The organism is Paenibacillus sp. CFBP 13594, from assembly GCF_014842675.1.
Lineage (GTDB): Bacteria > Bacillota > Bacilli > Paenibacillales > Paenibacillaceae > Paenibacillus > Paenibacillus amylolyticus_B.
Genome location: NZ_JACYVQ010000007.1, coordinates 133,127 through 150,236, shown reverse-complemented (window position 1 = coordinate 150,236; position 17,110 = coordinate 133,127). Strand labels below are relative to the sequence as shown.

At 48.2% G+C, this 17,110-nt stretch carries 9 protein-coding genes; 1 reads left to right on the top strand and 8 read right to left on the bottom strand.

The annotated features are described in order from the left end of the window. Together IFU39_RS22300 and IFU39_RS22295 are read right to left on the bottom strand one after the other, a co-directional pair. Entirely contained in the window at window positions 1-3,390 is a 3,390-nt protein-coding gene (locus IFU39_RS22300; protein ID WP_105600214.1) for a tubulin-like doman-containing protein, read from the bottom strand. 297 nt (window positions 3,391-3,687) lie between these two features. Further along, window positions 3,688-5,481, bottom strand: coding sequence for a vWA domain-containing protein (locus IFU39_RS22295; protein WP_192134898.1), 1,794 nt, complete (start codon window positions 5,479-5,481; stop codon window positions 3,688-3,690). Between the two features lie 408 nt (window positions 5,482-5,889). Here IFU39_RS22295 and IFU39_RS22290 point away from each other — a divergent pair, with 408 nt between their 5' ends. Further along, window positions 5,890-6,822, top strand: coding sequence for a hypothetical protein (locus IFU39_RS22290; RefSeq protein WP_105600217.1), 933 nt, complete (start codon window positions 5,890-5,892; stop codon window positions 6,820-6,822). 492 nt (window positions 6,823-7,314) lie between these two features. Here the strand turns inward: IFU39_RS22290 and IFU39_RS22285 are convergent, their stop codons facing one another. From IFU39_RS22285 to IFU39_RS22260, 6 genes are all read right to left on the bottom strand, one after another. Next, window positions 7,315-8,922, bottom strand: coding sequence for a DEAD/DEAH box helicase (locus tag IFU39_RS22285; protein WP_192134896.1), 1,608 nt, complete (start codon window positions 8,920-8,922; stop codon window positions 7,315-7,317). A 446-nt stretch (window positions 8,923-9,368) separates the two neighbouring features. Beyond that, window positions 9,369-10,820 (bottom strand): SulP family inorganic anion transporter, encoded by a 1,452-nt coding sequence (locus IFU39_RS22280; RefSeq protein WP_192134893.1) that lies wholly within the window; start codon window positions 10,818-10,820, stop codon window positions 9,369-9,371. Between the two features lie 797 nt (window positions 10,821-11,617). Beyond that, window positions 11,618-12,832, bottom strand: a complete 1,215-nt coding sequence (locus IFU39_RS22275) for a clostripain-related cysteine peptidase (protein WP_091012801.1) — start codon at window positions 12,830-12,832, stop codon at window positions 11,618-11,620. Between the two features lie 23 nt (window positions 12,833-12,855). Further along, window positions 12,856-13,317 (bottom strand): GNAT family N-acetyltransferase, encoded by a 462-nt coding sequence (locus tag IFU39_RS22270; protein WP_091012799.1) that lies wholly within the window; start codon window positions 13,315-13,317, stop codon window positions 12,856-12,858. Between the two features lie 14 nt (window positions 13,318-13,331). Beyond that, complete coding sequence (locus tag IFU39_RS22265; protein ID WP_223199795.1) at window positions 13,332-15,137, bottom strand: ABC transporter ATP-binding protein; 1,806 nt, start codon at window positions 15,135-15,137, stop codon at window positions 13,332-13,334. Beyond that, a complete protein-coding gene (locus tag IFU39_RS22260; protein ID WP_244661073.1) occupies window positions 15,134-17,095 on the bottom strand; it encodes an ABC transporter ATP-binding protein in 1,962 nt (653 codons plus the stop codon). The genes IFU39_RS22265 and IFU39_RS22260 overlap by 4 nt, the downstream gene beginning before the upstream one ends. Window positions 17,096-17,110: the final 15 nt, after the last annotated feature.

Genomic DNA, 17,110 nt, shown 5'->3' with positions numbered 1-17,110 from the left:
TTACTTCAGCCTTCTGCGAATGTCGTTCAGCTTGGACGACATCGTTCTGTAGAACTGATAGATATCTTCTCCGTTAGCCAGTTCTACCCGCTCATATTCCAGACGATCACGTGATTCCATGAACAGCGCAGCCAGATCATCCAGCTTTGTCAGCAGTGGGGTGATATCCTCTGAAGCCGTGAGATCGTTATCGCGGCGGGAGGCTTTGCGCAGCAATGTACTACGATCCTTCTCCGCCAGACCGCGGAAGTTGCCAAACACTTCATACTCGGCAAAGTTACGGCTCTTCATCAGGTTTGCGAACGGCTCCCATGCGTCTTCTTCCGGGTCACGGTCATAGACGTAGAGCGCACCTTTTTTGACGATGGTGTCAGTATATAACGCTTCGATGAAGCGGTCATACCACTGCTCTTCGTCTTGGTACTGGGCAAGAATGCCTTCGAGTTCCGCAACTTTGGCCGAGATGGCATTCATCTTTGCCAGTTCCTCACGTACACGTGCGATCAGCTGCGGGGAGCGTACCAGGTTTTCTTTGGCCATATCTTCATTAATACTTCCGAAAATATCCTTAACTCCTACACGTGGCAACCCTTCGGATTGCAGACGTTTCAACTCAATCACCGCCCGCTTCACTTCGCCGAGGTTCGGCGTGGTGGACGTCAGACGCATGTCGTAGGCAGCCAGTTTGGCGGACAAGTCAAATGCTTCTGTTGTCACAATCGCATATCGGTTGCTTGTATTCTCATCAATGGATTTGGCTGTCACAATGTTGTATCCGAGCGCCTGCTCGAACTCGTTACGCACACGAGCATTATATTGCTTCACACGGGCGTTCTCGTATACATCTCCCCATGATTTCTCTGGAATCGGAGATGGCAGATAGGTCCAGTTGTTTTTCTCCGTTTGCACCAAGTGACGACCAATGCCTTCTTTGTCCAAAATGGTACGTTCATAACTTTCCTCATATACCTTGAGCGGTGTATACACAAAGAGTGGTACCCCGTTGCGTGTATTCAGCCAGAAGATCCGGTTACGCACTTCACTTTCCTTAACGGTAAAATGAGATTTGCCTACCGCATTGTTCTGATAATTACGAATCCCTTTCAGAATGCCTGGTGCCTGTGCCGGTACGGATACAAATCCCCATGAAGGGAAATGCAGACTGCCTGTACTGTTGCTCAGATTGAACACCGGAACGGCCTCATCATCCAGCTTGCCAGCAATGAAACGTTCCACGAATTTTTCAACCGACTCATCCTGACCGTATTTGATCACCAGGAAATCTTCCATGGAACGGGTAATCAGATCACCGAATTTCTCACTCAGGAAGTCGGAGATGGAACTGACGATATCAATCTCGTTCTCTTTCACCCACTGGCTGGAGTTTTCCAGCAATTCACGGGAGAAGTCGCGGATCAGATCATCTGTATCACGCTTATCCAACAGCCCGTCCACCACACTGACGATATCCGGTACACTTACAACGTTCCAGTAATATGTTTTGTTGCCTTTGTGATCGGCTTGTTCTTCGCCGCGTGTCAGCAGGTCACCGTTCTTGGCAAATATCGAGCTAAGGGCATTCAACGTTTCGGTAAATACGTTATAAATGCGGCTGTTTTCCTGGTTCAGCAACTCATACAGATCTTCATAGAACTCGATCATCTGATCGTTACGTTCCACGTCGGCGTGCAGCCAGTACTCATGAATTTTTGCTTCAATATAAGCATTCTTTTTCTTCTCTTTGGAGACAAAAGCACTCTTTGCATCGCCCAACTTCTCTTCGGACTGCTCCTGAGCTGCTTCAATATCACGCGGAATGCGGAAGGCATTCTCACGCAGGGTTTCAATGTACGACTGAATCATCTTCAGTACACAGAACCCTTTTTCCGTATATATCAGACGGGATACATAGAACGGACCTTGTTCGGGATGCAAAAACATACGCCGGATCTGTTCGGTGAACTGACCGGCAATCTCACCCGGCAGCTGTTTCTTCGCCTTGATATATTCCTCGCGGGCACGCGCCAGGAAGTTCTGTTCCAGTTCGGTGTCCATATTCACAACCTGGGATTTCACCACGTTGCCATAGGATAAACGCTCGCTGTTCTGATAACCAGGTAGCGGCTCTGGCACGCGGGCTTCAAAGGACTTGACCACACTTTCGAGATCAATGCCCAGCTTGCGGGCAAACTTCTCGGTATCCTCCTGGTTTGGCGCTTTGGAGAACATGGTGTTCATTTTGTCGAACATGCGATACGCCAGATAGGTGGTCATTTCTTCAATTGGTAGTACAGCCGAAGATGCACCAATAATGTTGTAATCATAGTTAGCCGGGTACACCTTGTTCATCTGTGCGATGTTGGTTCGAATGTTGCTGATATAGTCATGGATCGCGAACTCCTCACCCGACTGCTTCTCCTCACTTGCCATGAAGTTGGTAATGTTCTCGGCCGTGACGTTCATGCAGTAATCGTAGGCGTTCTCCAGCAACTTGCCTTCGGTATTCGTCGCAGAGATCAGATGACACAGGTTAAATGGCGGCAATGGTGAGTTGACGGTTAAAATATTGCCGTACTTCTGCGTAAACCGCTCGCCGCGGCTATCCACGTTCATCCAGTAATCCAGCTCTTTGAGCGCAGCATATCCGTTCTTGCGAATGTATTCGCGCGTGTGTTCGCTCAAGCTTTTGTTGGACAGGTTCACGTCTGGCGTGAACAGATAGCCCAGCGTATTGACGCGGTCAATCCCGGCAGAGCCATGATCCCGTTCGATAATACCGCGCACGATATACGAAATATCGAGGAAACAGCCACTGCCTGTACCGCCGGACAGACCTGTCAGCAGAAACACCATCAGTTTTTTGTTGGTGCCTACGGATAAGGTTTTGATCTTTTTGTCGATGGCCTGCACGACCTGATTAATTTTGGTGAACAGGAGCAGACGTCCAGCCTGACGCACACCTGCGGCGCCATTCATGCCGTCCGTGATGCTCAGTTCGGGAGACAGCCAGTCCGTAATATACGGTTCCAGCACGCTGCGGTTCTGTAGAAGCCCGCCGATCTCGGCATTGGATAGCAATACGAATTCATTGATCGGATCAAGTCCGATTCCTTTATACTTTTTGGCACGATCCTGTTCGTTTGTCTCAAAAGCCAGAAACTCCACATTGTCCGGCTTGTCCATTTTTTTCTTGGATACCGGGTCCTGTGGCAGCTTGAAACGACGGTTGATCTGATATTTGAGACGCAACAGTGCGTCAATTCCCGTTCCCCCCAGACCAATAATCAGAATGGGGTTATCAATTGTATCAACTCTGATCTTCTCACTGACAATACCTCCGCCAAGTGATACATCCAGTTGCTGAATATGTTCTCTAACAATCGGTTTCATTCCATGTCCTCCTTTGATTAACCAAGTTGGAACTACAACTTAATTACACTTGCCACTCCGATGACAGAATAACCTTCCGATCGCTGTTATCCCCAGATTTTTTCAATTCACTTTTACAAAGTGAAAATCCGGGGATAGCGTATGCTTCCGATGTAGCTTTCTTTCAGAAAGCTTTTAGGCGAACGCTTCCGCTTCTTCACGTTATTTCTGTCCTCTGCGTTCTCGTGTAAACAGTTGGTCCCAAATTTTATTGGCATTCCTTTTAGACCAAATAATCAATTTAAATCAAATAATCCTTCACACCAGATACTCAATTAAAATGGTCTTGTCCGCCTGTTGCAGCGGGATGCTCAGTCGGTCACCGTTCTTCAGTTCAACGCCTGAGCTTGCATCGACTGCACGACCGGATTTCTCCAGCGTACCGCCTGCGGTGTTACGAATTATAATTCGATCGCCATTGCTGGGCGTAAATACATATTTTTCGGTTTCCTTCAGCTCAGGGTCCAGCTGCAATAACTGGTGCAGATGGAAACGGCCCCGGAAGGATACCAGCTTTTTATATTGTGGATATGACTTGTCGCCCGTGTTCTCATCACGAATCTCCACAACCATCTGACCGACAAAGCCCCGGTTTTTGCGTTTCAGCCAGCCCATCAGGAACCAGGCACCAACACCGACCACTATCAGGGCTATAACACCGAGAATGACAGGTAACCAAGGGAACGGCTTGTCTTGTTCACCGCCTGGCGTGGTCGGTTGAGCACCGCTTCCGGTTGCTCCGCCTGCGTTAATCGTGATTGGCGCACTTTCACGGTAGAAGCTGTCTTCTTCCGCACGGATGACCAATTCATAGTTATGATTGTCCGGTACTTCAAACGTTCCGGCAAAACCAGAACCTGTATTGTCCAGGGGTTGTTCTTCACTTTTGCCTGTATCCACATCTTTCACAACCAGCGTGGCCTTCATATCTGCATACAGATCATTATCCTGAAGTGGCTGACCGCCATTCTCCAGTTTGGCAGCAAGATCAACCTTGTCCCCTTTGGTATAGGACTTGGTCTTAATTGGGTCCACAACGAGCTGAAGATCATAGTTGAACAACAGGTTGATATCGATGCTGTCTTTCGGAGCCCCTTTTACCCGAAGTTTCCAGTCTCCTTCTTGGGGTTTCAACAGCTTCACGAGTGAATAACTCTTGGACGTTGAGAGCTTGGCTGCGTCCGAGTTCAGGTCAACGGCTTGTCCGGAAGGGTCTGTCAATTGCACTTCCACCGGCTTCGAGGACATGATCGAAATATTTGCTTCCAGCACACTGTCATTTGGCACGTTCACGGTAACTTCCTGATAACTGCCGTTTCCTGTTACAGAGGGCAGCTTCACCACATTGAGTTTGGCATGGTCAGCGAAGATCTCACTCAGAATTTGTGGCAGATCATCCGGCGTATCGGTAATGAATGACTTGCCTCCGGTCTGCTTCGCGAGGTCTGCGAGTGCATCCTTGTTCAGCTTGCCATCCGCGTTCAGTCCAATCGTATACACCGGGATACCCTGATCCTGTGCTTCCTTCACGGATTTCGCCAGATCAGCGTCGGATTGTGCCTGTGTACGGCCTTTGGTTTTGTTAAAGTCATTGTTGCCATCCGCAAGCAGCACGATCATTGGCGAGTGAGACGGATCTGCACCATGATTCAGTATGTTGACGGCTTCGGCGACACCAACTGAGACATCGGTGTATGGCCCCCGCCCGAGCTGATCAATAAAATCCTTCAGGCTGCTCTTGTCCGCATCGGACTGAATCGTAAGCATAGCCTTTTCCCGCTCCACCTGATCGGTATAAGCGACAATCCCTACCTTGTCCCCTTGAACGGGTAACATATCAATAAACATTTTCATGGCTTCATTACTGATCTTGTCACGGTCACTTGTATTCATTGAGTTACTTACATCGGCTACAAGTACCGCATCGATTCCGCTCGTCTGTGCCTGAGCCGCTGCAGCTTGTGGCAGCAACGCTTGAGGTAACAGTAGCGTTAGAATTGCCAGCAGAACCATCGTTCCGCTAAGCCAGCGTATTTTGCGTGTCCGCAGCATTGGGTGTACTCCTTCACGTTTGAGATTAAAATGGGAATAGTTTATTATAGGCGTCAAGCCTTAAGGAAATCTTAACAGTCTACTAATAAATTCTGAAAAGCACCCCTATCTTGAGTTACAGTTTTGTAATGACTGACAAAAATCGACGATTTCATGCCTTGAACTGGCACAAAAGTACCAACTATGGAAATATGATATAGTTATTGCCAGCAAACTGCAATATAACAGCGCTTGTTCACCAAGCCATAGAAGGGAACGGATTATGGTTACATACGGATGCCTCGCCATATTGTTTCTTTTTGTCATCATAAAGGTAATTTCACTCCAGCTTCATCGGCGGAAACCGGTCTCCCGCGAAGACACGGATCGTACCCTCTACACTATTCTGAATGGTGAGCGTGATTGAGCATGAGTACTAAACTAGTCGTATCCATAAGACCATTTCATCGAACGACCTATGCCTATGAAAAGTTGCAAGTCTGCACACGTTGTGGCCAGTATACCTGCCTGTGGGAAGATGAGTGCACAGCCTGTGGCCGGGGTACCCTGATTTCAGTTCAGGCAAAAGCGACTTCCCGTGTGAAACGTCGAATTGCACGCGACCTGTTCATTACCCTATTGTTCGGAACAGCGGCCACCTATTTTGGTGAGGCCATAGATCAGACCATGGCAGCGGCCAGCGTTTCCCTGTTGCTTCTGGCCTTACTGATCTTCATGCAGAAACGTTCGTTCGAGGTAGAGCAGCAGCGCGAGTTGAAGCGCACGTTGCAACAGGACGAGGAACTCATCCGTCAGGGCATCAACCGCAACTGGGCCCTGGTCGCTGAAGCCCGCAAGCAGGATGAAGCACTGGCCTATGAGATGCTTCGCGAGATCGGCTCACTCGTCTACAATGACCGGATTCGACTGCAACAGGTTGCGCTATTACAATCCTTTGTCCTGCGCAGTGATATGGATTTGCAGCTCAAGCCCTTGCTGCTGCACAGCTTCGAGCGGCTGCTCGCTGAATATATCGGTGAGATTGCACGGCTTAAGCCGGATTTGATTCGTGAAGATGCGATTCGTTATATCGCAACCTATGAAGTGAACATTTTACAGCTGCACAATGGAATTCAGATTCTTACAGCCGTAGCTGCTGCTGCCGTGCGCAAGAGCAAATATATTGAGTTATTCCCTAGTCTTATTACCCGCTACGCCCGCTTTATGCCCAAGGATCGCTTCATGAGACTTTATCACACGATTGAACGCTATCCGAGCAAGGCACGAGGGGGATTGGCAGAGTCGGTAGGTCGGGTGTATAACGAGAAATATCGGGATCAATACGCAGATGTTCAGCTGTAGGGATGATATATTGAGAAAGAAAAACGTAGTTTAGTGCAAACTCACTCCGTGTATATAGACGAATGGAATTTCAACTACCCCTGCATGCACATCGGCAACAGGTATCAAATGTTATGATTCTAATGATATAAGAATTAATCCAAAAACACCCCATCCTTAGGTCTAGGATGAGGTGTTTTGAATTTTATGGCAGTCTGCCAAGTACTATGCGAAGTACATGGACAGGAAGAAAAACTAGATGGCGAATATCTAAATGGCATCTTCCATGGATCAAGCAGGCGCGCAAACAGGCACTCGCAGATGACAAAAAGAATAAGCGGAAAGAATCATCTGTCCTGTTGAAAAAGGGTCGCGACGTGGTTCCGCCCGCGACCCTTGATCTGAGGGTTCGATACATCTGTACCCGAACCCTCTCATATGCGCCATGCCAAACGCTGTGGCAAGGCATGGTTCCTGCGCAATTGCGGCTATATTGCCGCTTGCGCCAAGGCTTTACCGTCCGCGACGAGAATCGCGACGGTCGCCCTTCGCCGGTCCGCGTCCTGCGGATTCCGGACGGCGAGAGCCTTCGCTGCTGCGCCCGGAGGTGCGCTTGTCGGCACTACGGCCGGCCCAGCCGCTGCTAGCTGCACCGCGGCCGCCTTGACCCGCTGCACTGAGACTGCTGTCGCTGCTGCGCGCGGAACCACGACCTGCGCTACGCTCGTCGCCACTGCGACCCGCACCGCGTCCACCTTGACCTGCTGCTCCGCGACTGCTGTCGCTGCTACGGCCACCGCTACGACCACCACTGCGTCCGCCTTCACTGCGTCCACCTTCGCCTCCGCGGGAACCACGACCTCCACGTCCGCCATCTCTGCGATCGTTACGGCCTGCACCCCGACGTGCGCTTCCTGTTCCGGAAGAGCGTCCGCCTGAACGTTCGTCATCCCCTTGACTGTTGATGGAACGTCTAGCTGCTCCAGTTGAAGCAATTGGACCTTCACTTGTCCACTGGATACGGGACAACTTCTGGTCAATACCTTGTTCAATACGTGCAAGTTCCGGTCTGTCATGTTCTGTTGCAAACGTTACAGCAAGACCTGTACCACCTGCACGGCCCGTACGACCGATCCGGTGAATATAACTTTCCGCATCATGCGGCATATCGTAGTTAAATACATGCGTAACGCCTTCAACATCAAGTCCACGTGCAGCTACATCTGTAGCAACCAGCACTTGCAGTTTGGCATCACGGAACGCTTTCATTACGTTCTCACGCTTGGACTGGGACAGGTCTCCATGAAGTTCATCACTTGCATAACCTGCTTCACGCAGATCTTGGTTCAGCTTGGATGCACGACGCTTGGTCCGGCAGAAAATAATCGCCAAGTATGGGCGATACGTATCAATCATGCCCCGAAGCGCTTCAAGCTTACCGCGATCCGTACATTCCAGTACCTGCTGACGAATCTGTTTGATCGGAATAACAGATTGAGAAGATACCTTCACATCTTCCGGATCTTTCATGTAGGTCTTCGCCAGGTTGCGAATGCCCTTAGGCATCGTTGCTGAGAACAGCATTGTCTGACGTTTATGTGGTAGCTCGCTAAGGATCGTCTCCACATCGTCCAGGAAGCCCATGTGCAACATTTGGTCGGCTTCATCCAGCACCAGTTTTTTCACATTATCAAGCTTCAACGTGCCACGGCGCAGGTGATCCAGCAGACGACCAGGTGTACCAATAACGATCTGGGTACCGTTCTGCAATTTACGCAGTTGCTTGTCCACATCCTGCCCGCCGTATACGGCAAGCACGTGCAGTTTATCGTCGTTAGCAGTAAGCTTCTTCGCTTCTTCCGTAATTTGCAGCGCAAGCTCACGCGTAGGCGCAATAATCAGCGCTTGTGGCGAACGGTCGGATACGTTAATTTTCTGAATAATCGGCAGCAAAAATGCCAGCGTTTTCCCTGTGCCTGTCTGTGCCTCGGCGATAATATCGCGTCCACCCAGCAGTACCGGAATCGAACGCTCCTGTACCGGAGTCGGCACGGCGATGCCCTGATGTTTCAGGATCTCGCACCATTCCGGGCGAATGCCCAGTTGTTCAAAGTTTGCCAATCGTTACACCTCTGTATATTCATTTAGATAAGTCCATTTCATAATGACTCAGTATCAGTATCTGCCATCAAGACTAGTTTTCCTTATATCAATCATGATTATGAAATGAATTTTTTAAAAAGCAATCCACTCGTTGCTCTTCTTCTCCATACCCTGTAGTTTACACGTTAGTCAAGCAAAACAAAAGGGGATACAGCGTTACCCCCTAACTTGTAGCACAAAATTCCAAGATCAGCGTAACTTGTATCGACCAAGTGACTTTAAGTCGGGTAGTAAGAGACTCTAAGTCTGCCTTCAGGTTGCTGATCTGTGGATATGACCTAGCATGCCTCAGGCTCTAATAAAAAACAGCGATGCCCTCTCCCCGATTTCCGGAAAAGGTGCGCCGCTGATTATAAATTATCTTTTTATGTTATCTATTCGTTGTTTACTTCGTTCCAACCAAGTTACGAACCGTGCCCGCCTGCTGTCGCAAATCCACTCCGTTCAAGAATACGAGAGCTTTCCTCGTTTAACCCGCGCAGGTGCACGGTTTTGCCCAGCTTCGCGTATTTGAACTTCACTTTGCCGATAGCCACAACCGCGGTATTATCCCAGATATGTGACCCTCCGAAATCAATCGTGATTTCCTTCGGATCGGCCTCTGCATCGAACTCATCCACAAAGCGGGACGAAGAACCAAAGAAGAATGGTCCGTGAACCCGATATACTTTCTGCCCTTGCTCTTGGCTCGCCTGTACGCGGATCTTGGTCTGTTTCCAGCCAAAATGCAGCACACTGAGCACAACGCCGACCATAACCCCGATCGACAGATCGTGGGTATAGACCACAATCGCCACCGTTACGATCATGACAAAGGCTTCCGCGCGCGGCACGCGAGTTATATTTTTGATGGAACTCCAGTCGAATGTCCCGATACACACCATAAACATTACACCGACGAGCGCCCCCATCGGTACCTGTTTCACCACACCGCTAAACAGCAGCAACAGGATCGCGAGAAACGCACCCGCAGTAAACGTAGATAATCTTCCACGTCCGCCAGATTTCACATTAATGACGGATTGCCCAATCATCGCACAGCCGCCCATCCCGCCAAACAAACCGTTCACAAAATTCGCGATACCCTGACCACGTACTTCACGGTTCTTGCTGCTCTTGGTCTCAGTCATCTCATCCACGATAGTTGCGGTCAGCAGAGATTCCAGCAAACCAACCAGTGCCATGGTGAATGAATAAGGCAGCAGAATCATCAGCGTGTCCCAGGTCCACGAAATATTTGGCAAGTGGAACATCGGCAGAGTGCTCGTTATATTTCCCATATTACCTACCGTTCTTACGTCCAGATGGAACACCACGGTAATAATCGTCATCACGATAATTGCAATCAGTGGAGCTGGAACGCCTTTGAAAAACCGTGGCAAAATATATACGATCGCCAGCGTGCCCGCCACCATCGCATACATAATCCAGTTCGCTCCCGTGAAGTGGGTTAACTGCGCCATAAAGATGAGTATAGCCAGCGCGTTAACAAATCCCGTCAGTACCGAATGAGGCACAAACGTAATAAACCGTCCAACCTTAAATATGCCCAGCAGAAACTGAATAATGCCCGTCAAAATCGTCGCTGCAAAAAGATATTCCACGCCATAATCCTTGACGAGTCCAACCATCAGTACCGCCATGGCACCTGTTGCCGCCGAGATCATGCCTGGTCTTCCACCAGCGATCGAGATCACAATCGCAATCGTAATCGAAGCGTACAACCCGACCATCGGATCGACACCCGCAATGATGGAGAACGCAATGGCTTCCGGAATTAACGCCAGCGCTACCGTAATGCCTGCCAGCACGTCTCCGCGAATGTTGCCAAACCATTGTTGTTTTAAAGTATTCATATGTTCTTGCCGTTCCTCCTACGTGTATCAACTCAATTTGTCTTATCACCTGATGGGTAAAGATACGGTTCATCACTGACCCATTACAACAGACAGCACAAATAGCAGAATGCTGTTCGCAAAATTCATCTAATCGTGGATAAATAATATCCTTTCTACAGTATAATCAATTCCGCGTACTTCACTGTTCCCAAGCTTGATCTTGGCCTGTACCTCAAATTGCGAATCCGGAATCTTTTAGCATGAGAGTTAGGCTATCCAACATTATTTCTGAACATGCCCCATCCGTTCCTATGTGTTTCGCTTGCTTCCGTCCAAATCCGTTTTCTTTTCCTTGCCTTCAGGGCGTCATGAACAGAGCATGACACCTATAGTTTTCCCCTCTCAGAAAAACTGGGTCCGTTAATGTACTGACCTATTATTATAACTATAGGATGTAATATGTACTAACACTATTAAGCTGAAAAAATAATATCATACCTCTTAAATTCTAATTTTTTTGTTAATTTACTCAAAAATACTCTATTTTGAACAAAATAATACCAAGCAGTTCCCATTGCAGGATATATCAGCGAGGATGTTAGTTATTCACCCTTGTAGATCCCATAAACAAAAAAACCTTGCTTGTTTGGTAACACGGAAGAGTCACCAACCATGCCAACAAGAAAGGTATAAAGAAGCTCTCCCGCTTTATCGCTGATTATGTGCTGATGTATAGTGGTTTCACACAGGCTCCATTGCTGGCATCGTCATTCATGCTTCGTTGCTTCCTTAACTTCAGTTGCATATAACAACGTTCACTTTTTGTTTGGAGTATTTTGGGGCCGACGTGACAACAATGTCGAGTATTCAGTAATAAAAGCCTTATAGCTCGAGCTGACTTCCAGTTTTCGGTACATATTGACCTTTTCCGTAAAGCGATAGACATCCTTGCTCGGAAAATAAATGCTCATTCCTTCTCCCTTGGGGTGTTCAGGAGACTTCATGTTATAAACAACCGCTTTTTGAATTGTTTTTTTGACGCGGTCCGCCTCGGTCTCAGCTTTCATTCTTTTGCCGATCAAGGTAAACAAATCAGCAAGATCCACCAAATCGGCTTCGTCCGCATAATCCTCGGCTTGATCCCGGGCTTTTCTCAAATGACTTATTCCCTTTGTCATAGCTTGGGGCTCTAACAATCTTTTGCTGAATGACTCGACTGCCCTCATAACCTCTTCCATCCGATCCAGTCGAATGATTGATTGCTGAAGGTCCTCCTCTTCGCCGTTTTCCTTCGACTGTTCCAGATATCCTTGAGCAATAGTTCTGCCCAACTCAAGGGTGGAAATCCCGGGCTTTTCTTGAACTGCCTTCAGCATTTTTGTATAATCCCACCCATTCTGATTCGTGTAATCGACAGAGGCAAGCATATATTCCCCATAGTTCCTAAGTGCATAGGCCACCTCCACACTTGCCATTTTGCAATTATCGAAGCCAATGAGTTCAAATTTAATTCCCGTTTCGTTATAGGCGCGTCCAATTCCTTTTTGAAGCTCGGTCAAGCTCATTTTTTTATTTCCATAGTGCTCGTCGCCGCCGTATCCATCGATCGGTCCAAGACCGTGCCCCCAGAACATAAGCACATGCTTCCGAGCTGGATATTCACGGGTTCCCCAGCGAATGAAATCTGTAAGGGAATTGGATGTATCCATATTTTGTGAGCCTGCGTTATCCAGAAGGGCCAACCTCCCCTTTTCAACACGCCATCGTTGATTCAGACCGGACTCAATGGACGAATGGTCCCAGCTTCGAGCCCCTCCTGTCTGAACAACAACATTTACATTGCTGGAAGAGCCTACACTCATCATTTCCTTCAAGTCATCGCTTGCCATATGAAAATCACTTTCCATATCTGAGCCAATCATATAGATGAGAAAGGTGTAATCGGCCTGCCGATCGGATGCTTTTAGTTCAGATATAGGAAGAAACGAGACAAGCAGAATGAACACAAACAGCTGTATTGTTCTTTTCATTGCCATCCCTCCTTGTTTCCGCTCTACACTTTAATATTAGCGATATGCCATAAAGAAAAATAACCGTCTTCATCGGGAGCTTCGTTCTCCAGTACAAAACCAGTAGACTGAAAACACTTCAAACAAGCAGCGTTGTCAGCTTCAATTCCGGCGTACCATTTATGGATCGTTTCCAGTTTGGGAAGCTGCATAGCTTTTTCAACCACTGCTCTGCCGTAGCCCCTGCCTCGAACCGACGGATCGACAACGATGGCAATGCTTCCCGTATTCTGCTCCTCCTGCTCAATCATAATTACACCTACGGCTTTACCCTCCGAGAACGCTACCCACACGTCATAACCAGGATGCTGCTCCACGTGCTGATGCCACTCGTCTAAAGGAAGCATTCCCTCCAAGCGCCGATGAACCTCTGCATCCTTAAACCACTCCTCCAGCATCGCCAGATCTCTTACCGTAAACGGTCGCAAATTGTCAATCACGCTCATTTCATCTCACCTCTTTATCTGTATTTTTGAGCCTGCATATTGTACAGTTCGGCATACCCTGCCCCATTCACCAGCAATTGATTATGAGTTCCCGTCTCCATGATTCTGCCCTGTTCCATATAGACTACATAATCTGCGTGTCGTGCAGTGCTCAACCGATGCGAGACGATGACCACCGTCTTGTTCTTCATTAAATCCCGCATTCGTTGGAACACGTCTTCCTCCATGAACACATCAAGCGCAGAAGATGGTTCGTCCATGATCAGCAATCCGGCAATATCCTTTCTCATAAAAGCACGGGATAATGCAATCCGCTGCCATTCTCCTCCTGAAAGGCTTCTGCCTCCGAATAGCCTGCCTAGCTGTGTATCATATTTTTGCCCCAGCTTGTGGATAAATTCGTCTACTCCGCCCAGCTTGGCAGCTCTTTCGATTATCTTTTGCTCGTTAACAGCCGCAAGATTACCTAGTCCAATATTGTCCCGAAGATTCATTTCATAGCGCACAAAATCCTGGAATACGGCCGTAGCCTGTGTCCGATAGGCAGCGATATCATATTCGCACAGCGGAATACCGTTGTAAAACACCACTCCTTCATTAGGATCAAAGAAGCGCAGGAGCAGTTTGACAAGCGTGCTTTTACCTGACCCGTTTTCACCGACCAACACGGTCACTTTTCCAGCAGGGATGATAAGCTCTGGGATATCCAGAACAACCTTGGTTTCATCATACCGGAAACGGACCCCTTCCAGCCGGAAGCCCTCTTTGACAGACACCGCCGGAGGGCATGGGCCTGACTCCATTTCATTCTCGCTATAGAGAAAGGAACGAATCTTCTCCAGATGTCTGGCTTCTCTAGGACCAATCGCAAAAGCTGCAAACAATTCATTCATTCCCTCATTCAACTGAATAGTGGCGCCAATAAATAAAAAGATGTCCCCTGCTGTGAAGTGGCCGGAAAGCGCATGTCCAACTAGATATATAATGATGAGACCGGCGGCCAGCGACTGGAGCACAGACCACAATAATTGATGGAGAGCCAGTTTCCGTTGGTCGGCTGAAAGTGTAAGCAGAAGCTCTCGTGATGTGTTCAGATATCTCTCCTTAAAAAAAGGAACAAGACCAAATACCTTCAGCTCTCCGGCTGTTTCAGGCCTGAGCGGCGTACCAGCGTAATACTCAGCACGCCGCCTTAATTCCTGGACCTCCTCGCGTCCTTCAAAGGTAGCGTTGTTGAGCTTCGCTTCCCAATACAGCTTGGGAACGACCAACGCCAGCAAGACAATCGGGGCCCAGGGAGCGATCGTTCCAATCATTATACTCCCGGCTGCAATCACGACCAGTCCTCCGATGGTCTGAGAAATAATCGTTAACCACATTGTAACGAAGTATTCGTTATATTGAATAACCCGAGTTTTTGTATGGAACCCTGCCTTTTCAAAAGGAGCAATATCCGGAATCGACATTGCTTTGCTGATCAACAACTCATCAATATGTGCTTGAAGTTTTGCAGTCAACAGGCGTTTGTGCATCTCTGATACGGGTTGGAGGGCATCCACAACTAATGTTAGCCCAATATACAACAGCACCATCCAAGCCAGCGCATCCCATGATGCAAGAACAAACGGCTGCTCAGCCAATCTGTCAATGATCTTGGCACTCAGCCACACAAGCAGCGGACCAAGCAATGCCTCAAGCACTTTAATGGCAAAAACGGTACACACTTTTACTGGCGAGCATGTCCATAACAAGGACAGTCCAAACAAAACGGAGGAAGCCATATGTCGTCGCCTGGCTGTGATTCGTTGCAATGCTATCACTGGATATGCTCCTCCCCTTGAAAAGATTTTCCCTGCAAACGGAACATGGTGGCATACTCCCCATTTTTGCACATTAAGGCCTCATGGCTACCTTCTTCCACAATACAACCATTTTTCAGGACAAGTATTCGATCTGCTAGTTTAACCGTGCTGAACCGATGAGAAATCATGATCACCGTTTTACCTTTTGTCATTTTTTGAAACTGATTGAAAATCTCATATTCAGCCCGAATGTCAAGGGACGCAGCCGGTTCATCCAGAATGACCAGACCTGCTTGACGAACCATCGCTCTGGCTAACGCCACGCGTTGCCATTGTCCACCTGAGAAATCAGTACCTCCCCATTCGGGGCCCAAGAGGGTTTCGATTCCATGAGGCAGCGCCGAAACGATCTGGTCCAGCCTTGAATCTTGAAGTGCCTGATTTATCTCCCTGTCGCTCAGTTGTGTGTTCGGGCTGCCGATCATAATGTTCTCGCGCAGGGATAACTCGTATTTTCCGAATTCCTGAAAAACAACCGAGATATGCTCTCTCAGCTCCCTGACATCAAACGAGCGAATATCCACACCGTTGATTTTAATCTCGCCTTCGCAAAACTCATAGAAGCGGCACAACAGCTTGACAAGTGTCGTTTTACCCGACCCATTGGCGCCAACAATCGCGATGCGCTCCCCGGGCGATATGCTGAAACTGATATGGTCAAGAACCAAGGGGGAACGTTTATCTTCACTCTCATTAACATCCTCAGCATAGTCGTGGACTTCGTCCTCGTTTTCGTCATCAATTTCCTCACTGTCCAGGTCCAGGTCGAAATCATCAGCTGCTTCCTCGGAAGCAGCACTCTCCTGTTCCTGGTAAGGATACTTGAAGCTTACTCCCTTGAATTCTATAGATAGGGGGCCAGCATTCACTGGAATGGGATGTGAAGGCTTCTGGATATCTTCCTCTGCATTCATAAATAAGACGAAATCATTTCCCATTCTCCAGATATCAATCGTGTCTGCCCCTTCCTTGGCAATCTCTCTTAAGGAAACAGACAATTGAAACACAGCCCCTAAATACAGAGCAATATCCCCCAGCGAAATCGAGCCCGATCCAGATTGACTTACTACCCAAAAGTATGCTCCTCCTGCCACCATACCCGAAAAAAGACCGGTAAAAACCGTTCCTTTGGCGCTTTTGGCCTGGATCATTCGAAATTGTTCATACAGCAGAGCAAACGTGTGTTGATAGATGTTATGGAAATGGCTGCCCAAACCAAACAGGCGAATTTCCTTGGCGGCACGTCGACTAATCACTAGGCTTCGAGTATAATCCAATCTTCTTCTTATAACTGCATATTCTTTGGCATATTGCCATTCCATCTCGTTGTAACGGTTCTGCATGAACGCAAAAGGAGCGGTTGACAGCACCAGAATGATGGACAGCATCGGAGAGAGCACGGCAATCAGCATAATAATACCAATAGCTGAGAACACAGACGTGCACATACTTGCGCTGAAGTTCAGGAGCTGTGCAGGCAACCAATTGGAGCGATCCCGCAGCGCTTCCAGCCGGTTTCGGTGTTTCTCCTCTTCAAAAAAGCGCATGCCGGGAATACGTTCGAAGGCATCCAACAAAACACTGTTCACGGTAATGACGGATCGCTCCGATAGCAGCATTTTAAGCCAGGTTTGTGCGGCGTTCACGATGCTAAGCAAGACCAGGCTACAAGCATAGACAATAGACCACCGTGCCGCGTATGATCCTAATCCGTTTGGCGCAATTCCATCGATGATTTGTTTAGAGGCATAGAGCTGAAGTGCTGGAACAGCACCCTCAATGAATATGAACAAAATGATTAGCAAGGTTAACACCGGACCAGATTGCCATAACATTCGCACAAGCAAATGGGTCGTTTGCCGTGTTCGTTGTGCTCTGCTGCACCGTTCTTCATGATCAAACATGTGTTTCTCCATTCTTCTGCACCTTTA